This window comes from Paraburkholderia sp. RL18-101-BIB-B (genome assembly GCF_046026985.1).
Classification (GTDB): domain Bacteria; phylum Pseudomonadota; class Gammaproteobacteria; order Burkholderiales; family Burkholderiaceae; genus Paraburkholderia.
Map to the genome: position 1 here is coordinate 1 of NZ_JARESV010000051.1, position 16,346 is coordinate 16,346.

General features: G+C 61.0%; 13 protein-coding genes. 7 read left to right on the forward strand and 6 right to left on the reverse strand.

The features are described 5' to 3' along the window. Positions 1-327 precede the first annotated feature (327 nt). The 4 genes from P0D73_RS38545 to P0D73_RS38560 all read right to left on the reverse strand — a co-directional run bounded on the left by P0D73_RS38545 (position 328) and on the right by P0D73_RS38560 (position 7,200). Entirely contained in the window at positions 328-2,670 is a 2,343-nt protein-coding gene (locus P0D73_RS38545; protein ID WP_408435311.1) for a S53 family peptidase, read from the reverse strand. Between the two features lie 1,289 nt (positions 2,671-3,959). Then, positions 3,960-4,145, reverse strand: coding sequence for a LysR substrate-binding domain-containing protein (locus tag P0D73_RS38550; protein WP_408181742.1), 186 nt, complete (start codon positions 4,143-4,145; stop codon positions 3,960-3,962). A 102-nt stretch (positions 4,146-4,247) separates the two neighbouring features. Continuing rightward, on the reverse strand, positions 4,248-5,396 hold the full coding sequence (locus P0D73_RS38555) for an acyltransferase family protein (protein WP_408435313.1): 1,149 nt from the start codon (positions 5,394-5,396) through the stop codon (positions 4,248-4,250). 607 nt (positions 5,397-6,003) lie between these two features. Continuing rightward, a complete protein-coding gene (locus tag P0D73_RS38560) occupies positions 6,004-7,200 on the reverse strand; it encodes a hypothetical protein (protein WP_408435315.1) in 1,197 nt (398 codons plus the stop codon). A 287-nt stretch (positions 7,201-7,487) separates the two neighbouring features. Here P0D73_RS38560 and P0D73_RS38565 point away from each other — a divergent pair, with 287 nt between their 5' ends. The 5 genes from P0D73_RS38565 (at position 7,488) to P0D73_RS38585 (ending at position 11,747) form a co-directional block, all read left to right on the forward strand. After that, positions 7,488-8,912 (forward strand): UbiA family prenyltransferase, encoded by a 1,425-nt coding sequence (locus P0D73_RS38565; RefSeq protein WP_408435317.1) that lies wholly within the window; start codon positions 7,488-7,490, stop codon positions 8,910-8,912. An 18-nt stretch (positions 8,913-8,930) separates the two neighbouring features. After that, entirely contained in the window at positions 8,931-9,302 is a 372-nt protein-coding gene (locus tag P0D73_RS38570; RefSeq protein WP_408435319.1) for a ligand-binding protein SH3, read from the forward strand. A gap of 360 nt (positions 9,303-9,662) precedes the next feature. Next, on the forward strand, positions 9,663-10,217 hold the full coding sequence (locus tag P0D73_RS38575) for a hypothetical protein (protein WP_408435321.1): 555 nt from the start codon (positions 9,663-9,665) through the stop codon (positions 10,215-10,217). 388 nt (positions 10,218-10,605) lie between these two features. Then, the gene (locus P0D73_RS38580) at positions 10,606-10,857 is read left to right on the forward strand and encodes a GlsB/YeaQ/YmgE family stress response membrane protein (RefSeq protein ID WP_132377436.1); all 252 of its coding nucleotides are present in this window, start codon (positions 10,606-10,608) and stop codon (positions 10,855-10,857) included. A 434-nt stretch (positions 10,858-11,291) separates the two neighbouring features. Then, on the forward strand, positions 11,292-11,747 hold the full coding sequence (locus P0D73_RS38585) for a universal stress protein (protein WP_408435323.1): 456 nt from the start codon (positions 11,292-11,294) through the stop codon (positions 11,745-11,747). Positions 11,748-11,889: 142 nt separating this feature from the next. Here P0D73_RS38585 and P0D73_RS38590 read toward each other — a convergent pair whose 3' ends face one another. Next, complete coding sequence (locus P0D73_RS38590; RefSeq protein WP_408435325.1) at positions 11,890-12,804, reverse strand: glutaminase; 915 nt, start codon at positions 12,802-12,804, stop codon at positions 11,890-11,892. Positions 12,805-12,981: 177 nt separating this feature from the next. Here P0D73_RS38590 and P0D73_RS38595 point away from each other — a divergent pair, with 177 nt between their 5' ends. After that, positions 12,982-13,734, forward strand: coding sequence for an AraC family transcriptional regulator (locus P0D73_RS38595; RefSeq protein ID WP_408435327.1), 753 nt, complete (start codon positions 12,982-12,984; stop codon positions 13,732-13,734). 22 nt (positions 13,735-13,756) lie between these two features. On the opposite strand, the gene P0D73_RS38600 is transcribed toward P0D73_RS38595, so the two are convergent. Continuing rightward, positions 13,757-15,334, reverse strand: a complete 1,578-nt coding sequence (locus tag P0D73_RS38600) for a DHA2 family efflux MFS transporter permease subunit (protein ID WP_408181751.1) — start codon at positions 15,332-15,334, stop codon at positions 13,757-13,759. Between the two features lie 279 nt (positions 15,335-15,613). Between P0D73_RS38600 and P0D73_RS38605 the strand changes: the two genes are divergently transcribed. After that, positions 15,614-16,273, forward strand: coding sequence for an alpha/beta hydrolase (locus tag P0D73_RS38605; protein WP_408181753.1), 660 nt, complete (start codon positions 15,614-15,616; stop codon positions 16,271-16,273). Positions 16,274-16,346 lie beyond the last annotated feature (73 nt).

Genomic DNA, 16,346 nt, shown 5'->3' on the forward strand with positions numbered 1-16,346 from the left:
AAAATTAATAAGGAAACCATATCTTCTCGCGATAGCCAAACTATCTACCTCAACTTGACAAAGCCCTCTGCAGGGATATCGTCGCCGACAGGTGGTCGGCCATTGCGGAGGTTCGGCTGTCGGCGGTGGTGAGGTGGCTCCAGGCTACTTCTCTGCCGTTCTGAGAATGATCAGGCGACTGTACGTCATCGGCCTGGTGTGGACCGATCGGCGCGGCCGCGATGCTGACCCACAGACTCGCTGCCTTCTCACTCCCAAGCCGTGCTTTCACCAACTGCGCGCCGCAACGTCGCCGGCAGCGACGTTGCGGCAGCGCGACGAGTCGGCTCAGCGCGTGCCGATCGTCACCACCAGATTTGCCTGCGAGCTAAGCCCCGCCGAATCGACCGCGGTCAGCGTTAGCGTGTAGGTTCCGGCGACCGGGTGCCGCCATTTGGCAACGAAGCCCGGCCCGCTCTCGATGAACACCATGCCGGACGGCGCGCCCTTGATGTCGACCTTCACGTTGTCCGCGCCTGGGTCCTCGATACCGATCACGCCGCTGACCGCGCGGCCCTCAACACCGCTGATCGGCGCAGCCGAGATCGCGGGGCCCGTTGCCACGGACGAGATCCGCACGCTCATCGTCGCCGAACCGGACTGGCCGTTGCTGGTGTCGGTCGCCTTGACGCTGACGCTGTCCGTGCCCTTCGCAGGCGTTCTCCAGCTGATCACGCCGGCGCTGCTGATCGACATGCCCGAAGGCGCGCCGCTGAGCGAGAACCTGACCGGATCGGCCGCACTGACGTCGACCTGATAGCTGAGCGGCTGTTTCGCCTGGCCCACGATCGTCGCTGCCTGCACGACCGGCTTCGATGCCGCGACGACGGTCACGTTCGCACTCGCGCTGCCCGTCGAGCCGGTGACCGTATCCTTCGCGGTCACGGTCACCTTGTAAGTGCCGGCGACCGGCTGCGCCCATGTCACCTGACCCGAGCTATCTATGCTCATGCCCTGCGGTGCATTCGCGAGCGACCAGCTGAGCGGGTCCGACGAGCTGGCCGCCACCGTGAACGACAGTGCGCTGCCTGCCGTACCCTTGACCGTCGCGGCCGACACGACCGGCGGCGGCGCCTTGGACACGCCGAGCGTCGCCAGCAGGCTGCCGACCACCGGTGTACCGAGACCCGACGGCTGATCGTAGCCGGTATGGGCCGAGCAGCTCGAGCAGTAACCGTCGTTGCCCGAAGTGACGTCGTAAAACGCAGTCGCGTACAGACCCGCGTCGGTCGAGACGGTACCGTACAGCTGCGTCTGCGCGAGGCCGAGTGCGCCGAGACTGTTGCGCGCCCGCTGTGCATTGGCGACGGCGACGATGCCGGCCCATTGCGGGGTCGACAGACTGGTGCCGCCGACGCTGTACCAGCTCGGCGCGGCCGCGACGGGCGTGATGACCGCGACGTACTGACCGCTGAACGGATCCGCGTTGAACGACACGTCTCCAACCGATCGCTTCGTCAGCGTGCCGAGGCTAGGCACCGACGTGTTCTGATATGCCGGTACCGAGGTGTACTGACTGATGCCGCCGCCGGTACCTGACCACACCGTTTCGTTCTTGGTGGTGCCGTCGTAACTCAGACGGGTGCCGCCGACGGCCAGCACGTTCTGCGACACGGACGGCCATTCGACGCCGGTGCCGTTATCGCCGGTAGCGGCCACGTAGGTCATGTTCGCGTGCTTGAACGCCGAGTCGACGGAGCCGGTCCACGAGCCTTCGGGGGCGCCGAAGCTCATCGACACGACGCCGGGCCCCATCGCGTTCGCGAGGTTGACCGCCGCGGTCATGCTGCCGGTCGACGCATCCGGCGCCTGGATCAGCACGATGCGCGCGAGCGGCGCGGTAGCGTGGACCCACTGCACGTCGAGCGCGATTTCGGTGGCCCAGCCCGAGTCGTACGATGGCGCGTTCGACGTCATCGCGCCGCTGGTCGTCGCGTGCACGACCGAGAACTGGCACGCGTTGCTGCCAGGGGCCGCGAGCGGCAGCGACGCGTTCGGCGCGATGGTGGTCGTCGTGCAGCCCGGCAAGCCGAATTTCTGGTCGAACGCCGCGAGTTCCTTGACGATGTTCGGATCGCTCATCGCGTCGATCACGTAAATCGTCTGGCCGGCGCCCATTTGCGCGGCCTCGCTCGCGCTAAGATTGCTCCACGACGACGGCAGCGGCGGTAGCTGATAGGCCGCGCGAATCTGCGCCGGCGTATACGTCGTCACCTGCGTTGAATTCGACGCCGCCCGCGCAGTTTTCGTGGCGTCCCGAGCAATCGTTTGCGGCGTCAGCTGCGCAAGCGACACGACCCCCATTGTCGACGTCGACGCTTGCGCGGCAGGAGGCTGATTGGCCGACGCGAAAGGCGCCGCGCTGTCGATGTCGGAAGGCGCGTTCAACACCACCGGGGCCGTGTAGAACGCAGGCCTCACCAGCGTGCTCGCCACCGTGCTCGACAGCGGCGACAACGACACCGAACTCGTGGCTGACGAGGTGTCGGCGAGCTTCACGGAGCTCGTGCCGCTCGACGCTGTCGAGTCGTCACTGCCGCCGCCGCATCCCGCCAGCAGTAGCGGCGCGAGCGCTGTGGTCACAAGGGTGGCACGCGCGAGCGTGCACCGAACCGGTCGGATAGTTTTCATTTCGATCGTCCTTCTGCGGGAGGCTGGACCGGAATTACCAGCACGGGTGGAGAAACCGCGGAGGCGGGCAGATCGGGCGCGCGTCGCTGCCAGCCGCTCGAACAGGTCTGTACGGACGGGTAATAGCCGGGCGGTTCGGCGCACCAGAGTCTGACGCTTGCAGGTGGCTGGGCAGAAGGTGGAACGCGCGATGTCTGCGCTTGCGAGCTGCATGCGCCTAATCCGGACACCAGCGCGCAGGCGGCGCAGATTGCCGTGACGATGCTACGTAAGCGATTCAAGCCTGCCCACGCGTTACGTTTACCTAATGAAATAGAACGGGCTGCCGGCCTCGCGAAATAATCAGAGAATTGAGCGCGCTCGTCGGTTTCAACAAGGCCGATAGCAATCCGATTGAGCTGGATCATCGTTGCTCGCGTCACATTGGATACAGGGTTGGGGCGCACAAAGCGATGATTGGCCTGTCGGCACCGCGCGAGCAAGCTTGATGGCCATTCGCGGGTTAGTTGCCGGACAGACGGTGAGAGGACCTTACCATTTTTTATGCGACGGGAATATCGCATGCAGCGCGCGAAAACGGGGCCACATTTTCGGCCCCTACGGCGCCCCGCTTCCACGTCTGGATAGTAGGGATTGTCCTTAAAAAAGAAGGGCCGTGCGGCGCATCACTAAACACGATCGTTCGATCCCGCGCGGCGGATTGATGCCGCTGACTTCTCACGCGGCCTACCGCGCAGTGCTCATCCGGCGGCTTGCGTGTGCGCGGCAACCGCATCGAGCGTGCGCGCCGAGTACACGGGCGTCTCGCGCGGTGCATGTCCTTTCGCGGAGGTCCGGGACCGATCGGAAAACGCCGATTGGTCCACACCAGGCCGATGGCGTACAGTCGCCTGATCATTTTCTCCGAACGGCAGAGAAGTAGCCTAATGCCACCTCACCACCGCCGACGGCCGAACGTCCGCAATGGCCGATGACGAGCGTTGGTCATTTACGATTCGACGGCCGGTTACGAGGTGTAGCCGACGCTTGAACGTCCGACCGCCGGTGCATGTGAACGGCAGGTTGTGGCCGGTTGCTCCCCCTTGAGCTATGACGCCACAAAGCGGCCACTTGCCCGGGCGAATCGTTCCGACCCGCGGCTTAAGGTGCTGAGAGCTGAATGCGTACAGTCGGCCAGTTTCCGCCATAGCACATCGACTCGCGACCGTCCGTAAGTGAACTCACAGGCGCCGCTCATTCATGGGAAAATTCAAAAAGTCGCTTCCGCGCGAAGAAGCATCGTCTTTCAGCTAACGAGCCATCGCCTTTCCGATATGTTCGGCGAACGCCTTCACCGTGGCCGAATGCGGGCGCTCCAGCGGGCTGACCACATGGATCGGTATCGGGATGGTTTCCCAGTCCGGCAATATCTGCTGTACCTGGCCACTTGCCAGTTCGTCGTCGAACAGCCAGGACGGGAAATATCCGATACCCATATCCCGCGAGGACCGACGCCCGCATGACCTCACTGCTGTTGGTTTGCAGATTCCCTTCGATCCGCACGATCCATATGGTTCCACCGGACGCTGATCACCTCGTCACGCAGCGGGCGCAGGCGGGGCATCCGATGTGTATTTGCGTAGTCGCTGCGAAACCAGATGAGAAGGCCTCTCGATCATCCGATAAAACGCATAGCTGATGACAAACGCCAGTGCCATCTGCACGAACCATGCGAATCGGGAAGTACTGTCAAATTGAGTCATTTCCAGAAGTGCAAGCGCCATCTTGTGACAAAGATAGAGGCTATAGGACCATGCGCCTAAAGCAGCGAGTTTGGTCCATACGCTTGCCTCGGAGGGCGTGGCTGTCTCCGTCGCGATCCAGATTGCTGCGAGGAACTGAAAAAGCGGAAGCGTGATGTCCGGCGTGATAATCGGCACGAATGCCGGTTTGAGATTCGACCCGGATAGCAGAATCATGATGGCCGCGCCTGCCATAACAACGGTCACCCTTAGCGCGACGAGGTGGCGCGCCAGGAACCGGGTGCTCAGATCAAGGCCGCGACTGATGATCATGGTGAACGGCGAATAGGCGCCGCGAACGTTGAACTGCGTCGTGTCGCGCTGCGTTTCCGCGATCAGGCAACCGGAAATCCATCCGGCGGCATACAGCAAAGCTGTACCGGGAACTCCGTAAGTCTCGTACACGCATCCGTGACATGCCGGGTGCCCAACGAGGCGAACCACCGCCACCATCGCGCCAGCCACAATCGCGCTGCCAACAATCATTTCGCCGATGTATCGGAAGCGCGCGCGCAAGAGTGGGTACACGGCGTAATACACCATCTCGCAGTAGAGCGACCAAAGCACGGACTCGAGATAGTTTTGTCCGGTGGGTAGAGGCTGGACGAGGCATAGCAGGATGACCAGTGGCAACCCGATGCGGACGAATCTGGACCCGTAATAGTTGATCGGTTTGAGAGAGACGTCCCTCTGATATGCGTTGTGGATGCAATAGCCGGAAATGACAAAGAAAACGATGACGGCGGCGGGGCCGGCAAACAGCGCTGTTGACCCCGACCACAATGCGTTGCCCAGAAAGGCTAGCCGATGTGGTATCAGCTCTTTAAATTCGGGCGGTCGAAAGTGGTACATCAGGACCCAGACGGCCGCGAGGAATCGGATGGCATCTAACTTGGGCGACTTCTTCAGATTTGCAGACGCTAACGGATTCGATGTGGTTGCCATTCTGTCTCCCCCATATTCTGTCTGTGACGATTCTGCCTCCGCTAGACACGAAAAAAATCGAAAACAATGGCGAAATTAATGCACTTCCCTGGTTGCGTCGAAATGCGTGTGTGCTGAAGGGCGATTCAGGTGGCGATGCGGAAGGGCGCTACGGATGCGGTTGAAAAAGTCGCTGACTGTCTCTCTCGCGTTCGACCGGTTTTACGAGGTGGCAATCCGCTGGCAAATAGGTGCGACAAAACAAACCGCTACCGTCGTCGCTCAACGCCGCGGTTCTATCCTTGCGTTTGACATTGGGTGGTGTATAGCGAGTGTCTCGTTTGCGCCGTCTCGGAGACATTGGCCGGAGAGGCATGATTGACTTTTGTGGGTCGACGACGCTAATCACGAAGTTCGCCGATGGGAGGGTCACGACCGACAAGCCCCAATTTGATTAGTGGGTGACTGAGGCAAGCAAAGTGCATTGAGGCTGCAGACTCCTCCATGCCGGTCGGCACACCACTCGCGGCACAAATGAAAAGGCTCCCGATGCACCGGGAGCTATTTTATCTCGGTCCATACGGGACTAGAACCCGCGACCAACGGATTAAACGGTAGAGTTAAATCATCACGGTATCGCTGTGTGCGCGCTTACGGACTCCGCGACTGCAGGCACCGTGCTTTCGGGGGCTGCGCCCACGGGCACCGCGGCTGCAGGTAGCGCTCGATAACTCCGGTCCAGATACGCAGCAATGCTGACGCAGATAGTGATTACGAACCCGACGTTCAACATACTGAAGTTGCGTAATTCTCCGGGATAGCAAAACGCCAGGAATAACGGCACATTGACCAGCAGGGCAATCTTCAAATGCTGTCGCACGGCCGGCAAAAGTTTGCCCCACGCGGTGCGCACGAGCGCCGCGACCAAAACGATATTGATCACATTGAAGCCCTTGGTCATTGGAATGCCGTAGTTGTATTCGAAGCCTATGTAACTCGACGGATGGATAAGGAAAACGAGATTCTCCATCAGGTGGTATGTCACGACGCCGCCGCCGTTGTGCGCGTACTTCAGCTTGATCACCACGTTGACCGCCGCTGCGATGACCAGCAACACGCACTGGACCGCCAACGTCGCTTTAACCGAAAATCGCGAGCGCAAGAACGGGAACAAGGTGAGGATGAAAAAGAAAAAAGACTCCTTGTTCAACGTCGCCAGTGCGGTAATCGCGATGAGCCATAACACCCGACCTCGCATTGAGAACCAGACCGCTATCGCCATGAAAAGTAGCTCCGGCGGATCATAAAAATAGCCGCCAACGGTGAGGATAAGCGGCAGGATCGCTGCAAAGGCGACCGGCGCCAGCGTGGCGGCAACCCGGTTGGGCTGCATGTCGATGCATACCGCGCGCAGGGCGAACATCGCCAGCAGCAACGACGCGAACGACAGGGCATAGATCAGGTAATAGCGTAGAGCGTATTGGGGGTTGCGGGCGTCGACGGCATTTGGGTAGAACTCTGCAATGGGATGATAGTTGCGCTTTTTGTCGAACAATATGGCGGTGGCGTGATCACGGACGCTGATCGGCAACGCGCGCTCAATGCTGTTGGCAATGAGCGGCAACAGTTGTCGGTATACATACGGGCGCTCGGCGGTTCCGTCGAGCATCGCAGGCAGCGACGCATCGGTCGCAAACAGAACTGGCATGTCCTCGCGAAACTGCCACTTTGTGAAGAAGCCGCTGAACGACGCGGAAGCCATCACGAAATAGATGAAAGCGAGAAAAAGCCAGCGAATGCCCGGACGGGAAAGTGGTTCGTTCATCAGGACTTCCTCCAAGAAGATGGGATTGCTGGCAAGGCGCCAGATATCTTTCTTTACCGCAGTCGCCGCATGTAGCCGCGTGTCCGCACAGGAATACGTCGAGCAAAAGAAATGCGCTGGCTGAATGTTCCCCGGTTTTCGGGGCGATGAAGGTGGCCTATCGCACGGATCGATACGATACGCCGCGTACCATCGCATGCAAATCACCCCAAGCAGGCTGTTCATAGGCCGACAGTTCGTTGCGTCGGCATACAAGTAAAACTAACGACGACAGTCCGAGGTAAAACATGTCTGATGCAAGCATTCCCCTGTGTGTCGACCTCGACGGGACGCTAACGTGCACCGATCTTCTTGTTGAGTCTTTTCTTGTCCTTTTTAAGAGGAATCCTCTCTATGCGTTCTACTGCATCGTGTGGTTACTGCGAGGGAAGGCGAATCTGAAAGCACAGATTGCTTCGCGCGTGGCAATCGATGTGTCGGTGCTTCCGTACGACCCGAGGTTTGTCGAGTTCTTGCGCGAGGAACAGTCGAACGGGCGCGACCTGTACCTTTGCACTGCATCGAACCAACGATTCGCGGAACAAGTCGCCACCCACTTCGGCTTTTTCAAAGGTGTCATGGCGAGTAACGAGGCGCGTAATCTGTCCGGCAAAAACAAGGCGGGCGCGCTATCGGCGGAATTCGGTGTGGGTGGCTTCGATTACTGCGGCAATGCGCTCGCCGATGTCGCCGTTTGGAAGCAGGCACGCAGGGCGATTGTCGTGGGAAGCCGTCATATCGCTGCCGCGGCGCAGAAGGTCAACAATACGACCCTGTTCTTCGAGCGGAAACGTTCCTTCGTGCGCCTCGTCATCAAGGAAATGCGGGTTCATCAGTGGGTCAAGAATCTGCTGATCTTCGTGCCGCTACTGGCGTCGCATCGCTTCACCGATGTCAATTCCATCTTCGCCGAAGGCATCGCCTTTTTGTCTTTCAGCTTTTGCGCGTCATCCGTGTATTTGCTGAACGACATGCTCGATCTCGATGCCGACCGGCGTCACATACGCAAGCGCAACCGGCCGTTCGCGTCGGGCCAGCTATCACTGACCTTCGGTATTTTTCTGACGCTTGCGCTGCTCGCGGCAAGCGCCGCGCTGACGGTTTTGCTGCCTTCTGAATTCGGCCTGGTGCTGGCGTGTTATCTCGTCGCGACCGTGGCTTATTCGTTCGCGCTCAAGCGCATGATGCTCGTCGACGTCTTTACGCTCGCTGCGTTGTACACCGTACGTATTGCCGCTGGCGGCGCGGCCGACGACATTCCGCTTTCGCATTGGTTGATCATGTTTTCAGTACTTATCTTCCTGAGCCTTGCGATGGTCAAGCGTTACACGGAACTCGATGCACTCTTGTTGCGAGACGGCGAATGCGCGGTAGCAGGGCGCGGTTATATCACTCAAGACCTGGGGATCCTGCGTTCATTCGGTACCGCGTCCGGATACCTTGCCGTGCTGGTTCTTGCACTCTACATGAACTCTTCCGAAATCAGCATCCTGTATCATCATCAACACGCCCTCTGGTTCTTGTTCGGCCTTTTGTTGTACTGGATCAGCCGAGTCTGGATGCTTGCATTCCGCGGCCAGATGCACGACGATCCAATCGTGTTTGCAATCAAGGACCGGCTGAGCATGCTGGTCATCGTCCTTTGCATCGCGACAGTTATTGTCGCTATCTGACTGGTTCCCTTCGTTCCTATGTCCTTTTTATTTCTTTTGCTGAGCGGTACTTTTAGCGCGATGGCCAGTATTTTGTTGCGTGTGGCCGGGAAAATAGTCGTTGCTCAAGGAGACGTATTGATAGCAGGGTTTGCTAGCCGACCCCTGCTTTTGCGGATGGCGGCGATTGGTGCGTATGGAGCTGGGTTCCTGTTTTATGCGCTGGCACTAAGGCGCGTAGAACTCAGCGTTGCCTATCCATTGATGGTCGCGGTGACGATTCTGGAAATCCTTTTGTTCGGCTTTTTTTCCGGCGAGGCGGTATCGCTGCGTACCTTGGCGGGCGCGGCGCTCCTGCTCGCCAGCGTCCTGCTGCTGTATCTACCGGCGGCAGCACCGGTTCGGCCGTGAGAGTGCCTTGCGGCTGGCCCATTAGATGCGCCGCATAGCTTGGCGAACTGACGATGGGGCGGATCACAGGTTGCAACGAACCCGCCTGCTGCCGCGGGGAGAAAGCAACCGCTTTGCACCGGTTGAATCCGCCACCCGAAAGCCGCCGTTGAGAATGGCTGTTCTGACGGGCCGAAGTGGGCGCCGCGCATTGAGATCGGGTGTAATCGAACGACGAACAACTGGCCGCTGGTTCGCAGAAAGTCGTCTTTGCGCGCCAATTCCCTACATCGCATCCCACACGCGGCGATTCGCGAGACGATTGCCCGGCCGCCCCCATACGTCGATAATTCCGTCAGACCAAACACATGCGGGGCCAGCATGAGCACAAACAATAACGACAGCGGCGGGCTAGTCGTCGTCATCGTTTTGGCGATAGCCGTATGGGGATTGAATGCCGGATGGTTCTACCAGACCGGCCAGCAATGGTTCGATACCTGTTGGCAGTCGATCAATTCGAAGAACCCGCCCGCCACGTCAGCAGAGTCAACGGCTTGGGAGCAATGCGGGCCACGGATCCAGAAAGCCCTCTATGATGCGGGCTATGTGTTTGGCGGCAATCCAGATTACGCCGTGACCCCCGAACTAAAGGCGGTAGACGCCGCATGCCCGAACAGCTTCACAGAGATTCCAATGTCTGGGGTGCAGGTCATGGCGATTGACTTGCTACAGAAGGACGGCGGGCCGCAATGGCTCGACAAATTCATGCCGCCCGACCAAATGATCGTGCGTACGTTTAACAAGCGCTGGCCCAACTGTAGCGCCGTGCGGGCCGCCAACGGATTCCCCAAGATCGTACAGAAGCCAGACGACACGTTCGGATGGTCGGGGCCTTGCAAGCCCTGTGAGGCTGGAAAGGCGGCGATGGGCAAATAGCGCGAGGCCGCACGACGTGTGGGCCGTGCTGTTTATCTCCCGCGCGAACGGGATGCTCTGACACTGCAGACGATTGCAGAGACGGGCATAAAATGCTCTTGTATATTGGGCGTCAAAAGGACCGCTATCGAACCGGTAGCCTTCGGTGGCGTCCTGTCAGTCGAATGACCGAGCGGGCGATGGTCGAAATTTGTCGCGACGACGCTTTCGTGGATCAACTGGACGGCGACGAACGTCCGGGAGCAACTGGTGCTCGATGTGCGAACCGACGAGCATATGGCGGCCGACTGCCGCATCTAGCGCGTATGCTCCCGAAAAGCATCGCAGTGAAACAGTAAGTAGCCAGCAATAAAGAAAACCGTAGCACTCACACTCTTGCGAGGTCGACATGCTTTCCTTCATTGGTACGGTGATCGTAGGGCTGGTCGTCGGATTGATTGCGCGGGCGCTTAAGCCCGGAGACGACAGCATGGGCCTCATTTTGACCATCATCCTCGGCATTGCGGGCTCACTGATTGCGGGCTATGTCGGGCGTGGGCTGGGCTGGTATCAACCAGGCCAGGCGGCGGGCTGGGTCGCGTCGGTCATTGGCGCGATCGTCCTGCTGGTCATTTACGGACTGGTGCGCCGGCGGCGTTAATCTGCGCGCTCGCGAGAATCGGGCGAAGCATGCCGTTTGGGTAGGCCAGTATCCTGGCCACATTCAGCCATTCGGCATCAACCGGCGGCGCGCACAGGTTTTCCGGTTCACTCGATCGTGTACTTGACAGGGCTTTCGCACATTCTGCAATGTACAAGTTGCGTCTTCGCCAGATAGCGAGAGCCTTTTATGTAGTTCGTGGGCCGGGAGAACGGGCTTTCCGTGCTGCTCCAGGCGCGGCATGACGCGCTTGGTGCGCAGCCGCAGGTGGTCGCGCTTGTCGCGCAGCCTCGCCTTGGGAAGACCCGCGTCTTGCAAGAGTTCTACCGTTGGCTGAACCAGTTTGAGGATCCCGGCAACTACTGGCCCGACGCGCTTCCTGGCGGCGATGCCAGCCTGCGCGTCAATCCGATCTTCGAAGGGTATCTCCCACCATGTTCAATATTCTCCTCGTTCCGCTGGACGGCTCAGCCCAGAGTGTCTACGTCGTCGACCTGGCCAGCCGCGTGGCGGTGCCAGGTACGGCAACCGTACACCTTCTATGCGTTGTCGACCCATCCTACGCGTTGCCTCCCGGTTCCGAAAACGGTGTCGCGCCCGATGGCCTGACCTATCCGCCAGCACAGGCGCAGACATCTTTCGCACGATCCGTCCTGGCTGCGGCAGCCGCACAGCTTGCCGACCGGAATCTCACGGCGGAACAGCACTTCTGCGCGGGAAATCCGGCCGACGTCGTCATCGAACAAGCCCGGCTGCTGACAGCGGAGGTCATTGTGATGGGACATCACCATTTGTCACGGCTACGCCGCTGGGCCAACCCGTCGACCAGCGGAGAAGTCATCGACCGCTCGAGCTGTCCGGTACTGATAGAAACCCGCGACAAGGGCTAACCTCAGACCCTGGGCAGGTGGTAGCCGCTTTAGAGAGCTGCGAGTGGCGCTTGTGGGGCGACTCCTGCCAGAGGAACAACCGGCGTCGGTCACGCTTGCGCTCAGCGTAAATTAACTTTTTGGGGCGTCTGCGCGAGCGTTATCAAAAAATCGACTGCCCGGTAAGCGTGGTCAGCCGTTCCAATGCCCGGGCGCCGACAAGCGAATTGCCATTGCTATCCAGCCCCGGCGACCACACGCACACCGCCATCTCGCCGGGCAGCACGGCGACGATCCCGCCGCCCACGCCGCTTTTCGCCGGCAAGCCGACACGGTAGACGAAATCGCCCGCCGCGTCATAGGTGCCGCAGGTCAGCATCAGCGCGGAAAGACGCTTGGCTGAACTCGTGTCGAGAATCCGCTCGCCGGTGGCCGGCACCACCCCGTGATTGGTCAGAAACAGCGCCGCCGTCGCCAGCTCGACGCAACTCATCGAGATCGCGCATTGCCGGCAGTAAGCATCGACCACCACCTCCGGTGGCATCTCCATGTTGCCGAAGCTCGCCATGAAATGCGCCATCGCGCGATTGCGGTGGGCGTTCTGCAACTCCGATTGCGCGACGCGCGAATCGTAGTCGATGCTCGTTTCGCCCGTCAGCCGGCGCATGAATTCGACCAGCGCCGTCTCGGCTTGCACGAAACGGCGGCACAGCACGTCGGTGACGACCAGCGCGCCCGCGTTGATGAACGGATTGCGCGGCTTGCCCTGTTCGGCCTCGAGCTGAACCAGCGAATTGAAGGCGGTGCCCGACGGTTCGCGTCCTACGCGCTGCCACAACGCGTCGCCGAGCAGGCGGAAGGCCATCGTGCAGGCGAACAGCTTCGAAATGCTCTGAATGGAAAAGCGCGTGTCGGCGTCGCCGGTACGGAAGACCTCGCCCGATGCCGTGACGATCGCCATGCCGAAACTATCGGCGGGCACTCTGGCGAGTTCGGGAATGTAATCGGCAACTTTGCCGGTGCCCAGATAAGGCTGCAGATCGCCGTGGATCTGTTCGAGGATGGATGCGTAGTTCATGGGGCTCGGACCGTTGGAGCCGCGATTCTACTGGCAAGCGGGAGCGAATTGTTCCCGCCGGACATCGCGCACGTCGCCGTGCGTCGCGTCCAGGTTCGGGCGGCGTTCGGCGAGCGTCCCCGAGCGGCTATGCTAATCTTGCTGTCTTTCTGGCAACAATCGGGCAAAACGGACTCCATGATGGAGACTTTTGATCCAGACGGCGTCGAGCAACCGGTCTTCGTTATCGGGGAGCGGTACGAGACGCTGGACGAACCGTTGGGCGCCTATCGTCGCGCGCGGCTGATCCACGTGAGCGCCGGGGTGCTGATCGTGCGCACCGAGACCGAGCGCTGGGTCGTGCCGCCAGGCCACGCGGTCTGGATGCCCGCGGGTCTGCTGCACCGCTTGTCCGCCGCCGGTCCTGTCGAGTTTCATGCGCTCTATGTCGGCATGGACGCCGCGCCGCTCCCACCGCACAGCCGCGCCGTCGTGCCCGACCCATTGGTGGCAGCGTTGCTGATCGCCGCGGCTGATCTGCCGCGCGACCAACCGTTCGACGAACCCGCTGCGCGTCTCGTGCAAGTGCTGCTGGACCGTCTGCCGACTCTGCGCACTGCGCCGTTGGGGTTGAACTGGCCGCGCGATCCGCGTGCCGAACGGATCGCCGACGCGTTGAGCGCTAACCCGGCCGACGCCGCGGTACTCGAAGAGCTGGCCGCGGCCGCCGGCGTGACGGCCCGCACGGCGGCGCGCCTGTTCGTCAAGGAAACGGGGCAAACCTTCGGACAGTGGCGCCAGCAGCTTCGCCTGCTGGTCGCGCTGGAACACCTTGGCGCGGGCGCGAGCGTCACGCAGGTGGCGCTTGAGGTGGGCTACAGCGACGTGTCGTCGTTTATCGCCGTGTTCCGGGACGCGTTCGGCGACACGCCCGCACGCTATTTCCGCTGACGCATGGCCATCGGCATCGCCCTCAATGCGCGCCCGCCGCATCCGGCCCGCCACCGCCCTTGCTCGGCCGCGTAATCCAGATCAACGGAATGATCAGAATAAAGATGACCGCGGAGACGAAGAAGATATCGTTCAGGCCCATCATCGCCGCCTGCGTGTTCACGGTGAAATCGAACAACGCATGGGCGGATTGCGGATTCAGATGCAGCAGCGACTGGGTCGAATCGATCTGCTGATTGAACACCGGGTTGTTGATGGAGGCCTGCTCGGTAAGCCGTTCGTGATGCAGCACCGTGCGGTTGTTCCACTCGTTGCCGGCGATCGACGTGCCCACCGCGCCGCAAAATACGCGAGCGAAATTCGACAGACCCGCCGCCGCTGGAATCTTGCTCGACGGCTGGCCGGACAGGATGATCGAAGTCAGCGGCACGAAGAACAACGCCATTGGAATGCCTTGCAGCAGCGTGGGTATCACCAGATGCCAGGTGTCGATCTCGATCACGTACTTCGAGCGCATATAAAACACGATCGCAAAGCCGATGAACGCCAGTGTGGCGATCACACGCGCATCCGAGCGCGGCAGCACGCGGCCCATCACCGGCGCGAGCAGCACCGCGAACACACCGAGCGGCGCGGTCACGAGACCGGCATCGACGGAACGGTAGTTCAGATACTCCTGCATCCATTGCGGCAGCAGCACGAGGTTGCCGAAGAACACGCCGTACGCGACCGAAATCGCAATGGTGCCGCCGAGAAAGTTGCGCTGCTGAAAAAGCCGCAAATCTACGATCGGATTTTCCTCGGTCAATTCCCACACGAGGAAGAACGCGAAACTGACGAGCGCGGTAATGCCGAGAATCACGATCACCGGCGACGAAAACCAGTCGAGGTCCTTGCCCTTGTCGAGCATGATCTGCAGCGAGGCGACCCACGTGATCAGGAGGCCCAGCCCGACCATGTCGATGGGCGGCTTGCGGGTCGGCGACTCGCGGGTGCGGTAGATCATCCAGGTGACGCCTGCCGCGAAAATGCCGACCGGAATGTTGATGTAGAAGATCCACGACCAGCTGTAACTATCGGTGATCCAGCCGCCGAGCGCCGGGCCCGCAATCGGGCCGACGGTCGCGGTCATCGCCCATAGAGCGAGCGCGGTCGAGGATTTCTCCTTCGGATACGAGCCGAGCAGAATGGCTTGCGACAGCGGGATCAGCGGGCCGGCCACGGCGCCCTGGAAGATCCGCGCGAGCAGCAGGATCGGCAGCGTCGGCGCAATGCCGCACAACCACGACGCCAGCACGAACATCAGGATCGCGCCGACGAACAGCTTCACCTGGCCGATGCGTTGCGTGAGCCAGCCGGTGAGCGGAATCGACACGGCATTGGCCGCGGCAAACACGGTGATGACCCACGTGCCTTCATCGACCGAGACGCCGAGATTGCCCGAAATGGTTGGGATCGCAACGTTCGCGATCGACGTGTCGAGCACGTTCATGAAGGTGGCGAGCGCGACGGCGATCGTGGCCAGCACCAGTTGGCCGCCCTTCAGCGGCGGCGGTGGTGCAGGCGGCGCCGAGGCAGGCGCGGAAGTGGACTGGCTCAAACGGTTCTCCGGATCGGTGTGCCGCGGACATGCTGCGGGGGAGTTGTATTTCGTGCCCGCGCGATGCGTCGGGCCGCAGGTCCGCTGAATGCTCGCAAAAGCATACCTGTATTCACGTTTGGACGTCATCGGCGCGCGCAAAGGCGGCGGCGAAAACAAATCCGGCAGCGTATGCTCGCGGCTGAGGCTGCACACGGCCGCACGGCGCGATCCATCGTCACGCCTGGCACAGCGCGTGCGGAACGACCATCCACGAATCAACAAATAGAAGGAACGAATATGGCCTGGGAGCAATTCGAACACGGCTGGCGACGCGCGCCGGCGACCGCGCCTGCCAAAGGCTTGGTGGTGCTGATGCACGGCGTCGGCAGCAATGCGCGCGACCTGATGCCGCTTGCGGACATCTGGAGCGAGAGCCTGCCCGATGTGGCCTTCACTTCGCTCGACGGCACCGACGCCTTCGACGGCGGCTTCGGCGGACGTCAGTGGTTCAGCCTGCGCGACGTCAACGAAGGCAATCGCGAGGCCCGTGTCGCCGCGGCCTATCCGGCGTTGCGGCGCATGCTCGAAGCCGAGCTTGCGCACTGGCAGGTATCGTTCGGGCGCCTTGCGCTGATTGGTTTCTCGCAAGGCTCGATCATGGCGATGCACCATGTGGCGACCAGCGCGGAAGGCGCGGCCGGCGTGGTCGCGTATTCGGGGCGGCTCGCCTCCGTGATCGTCGCGCAGAACGGCACGGCGCTCACGCTGATCCACGGCGAAGACGACGAAGTGATCCCGGTGCAGGAACTCGAATACGCCGCCGACGCGTTCAGCAACGCCGGCTATACCGTCGACGCCTATGCGCTTCCAGGCATTGGTCACACGATTAACGCCGACGGCGTCGCGCTCGGCCAGGAGGCGCTGGAACACGCGCTGGGCGCTTTGTCGCGCGACTGACACGGTCGTGCCTGAAAAAGCGGCCCTAAAGTTTTCTGATCTGCTTGCCGTTAACTGCTCATAGCATGAGAAT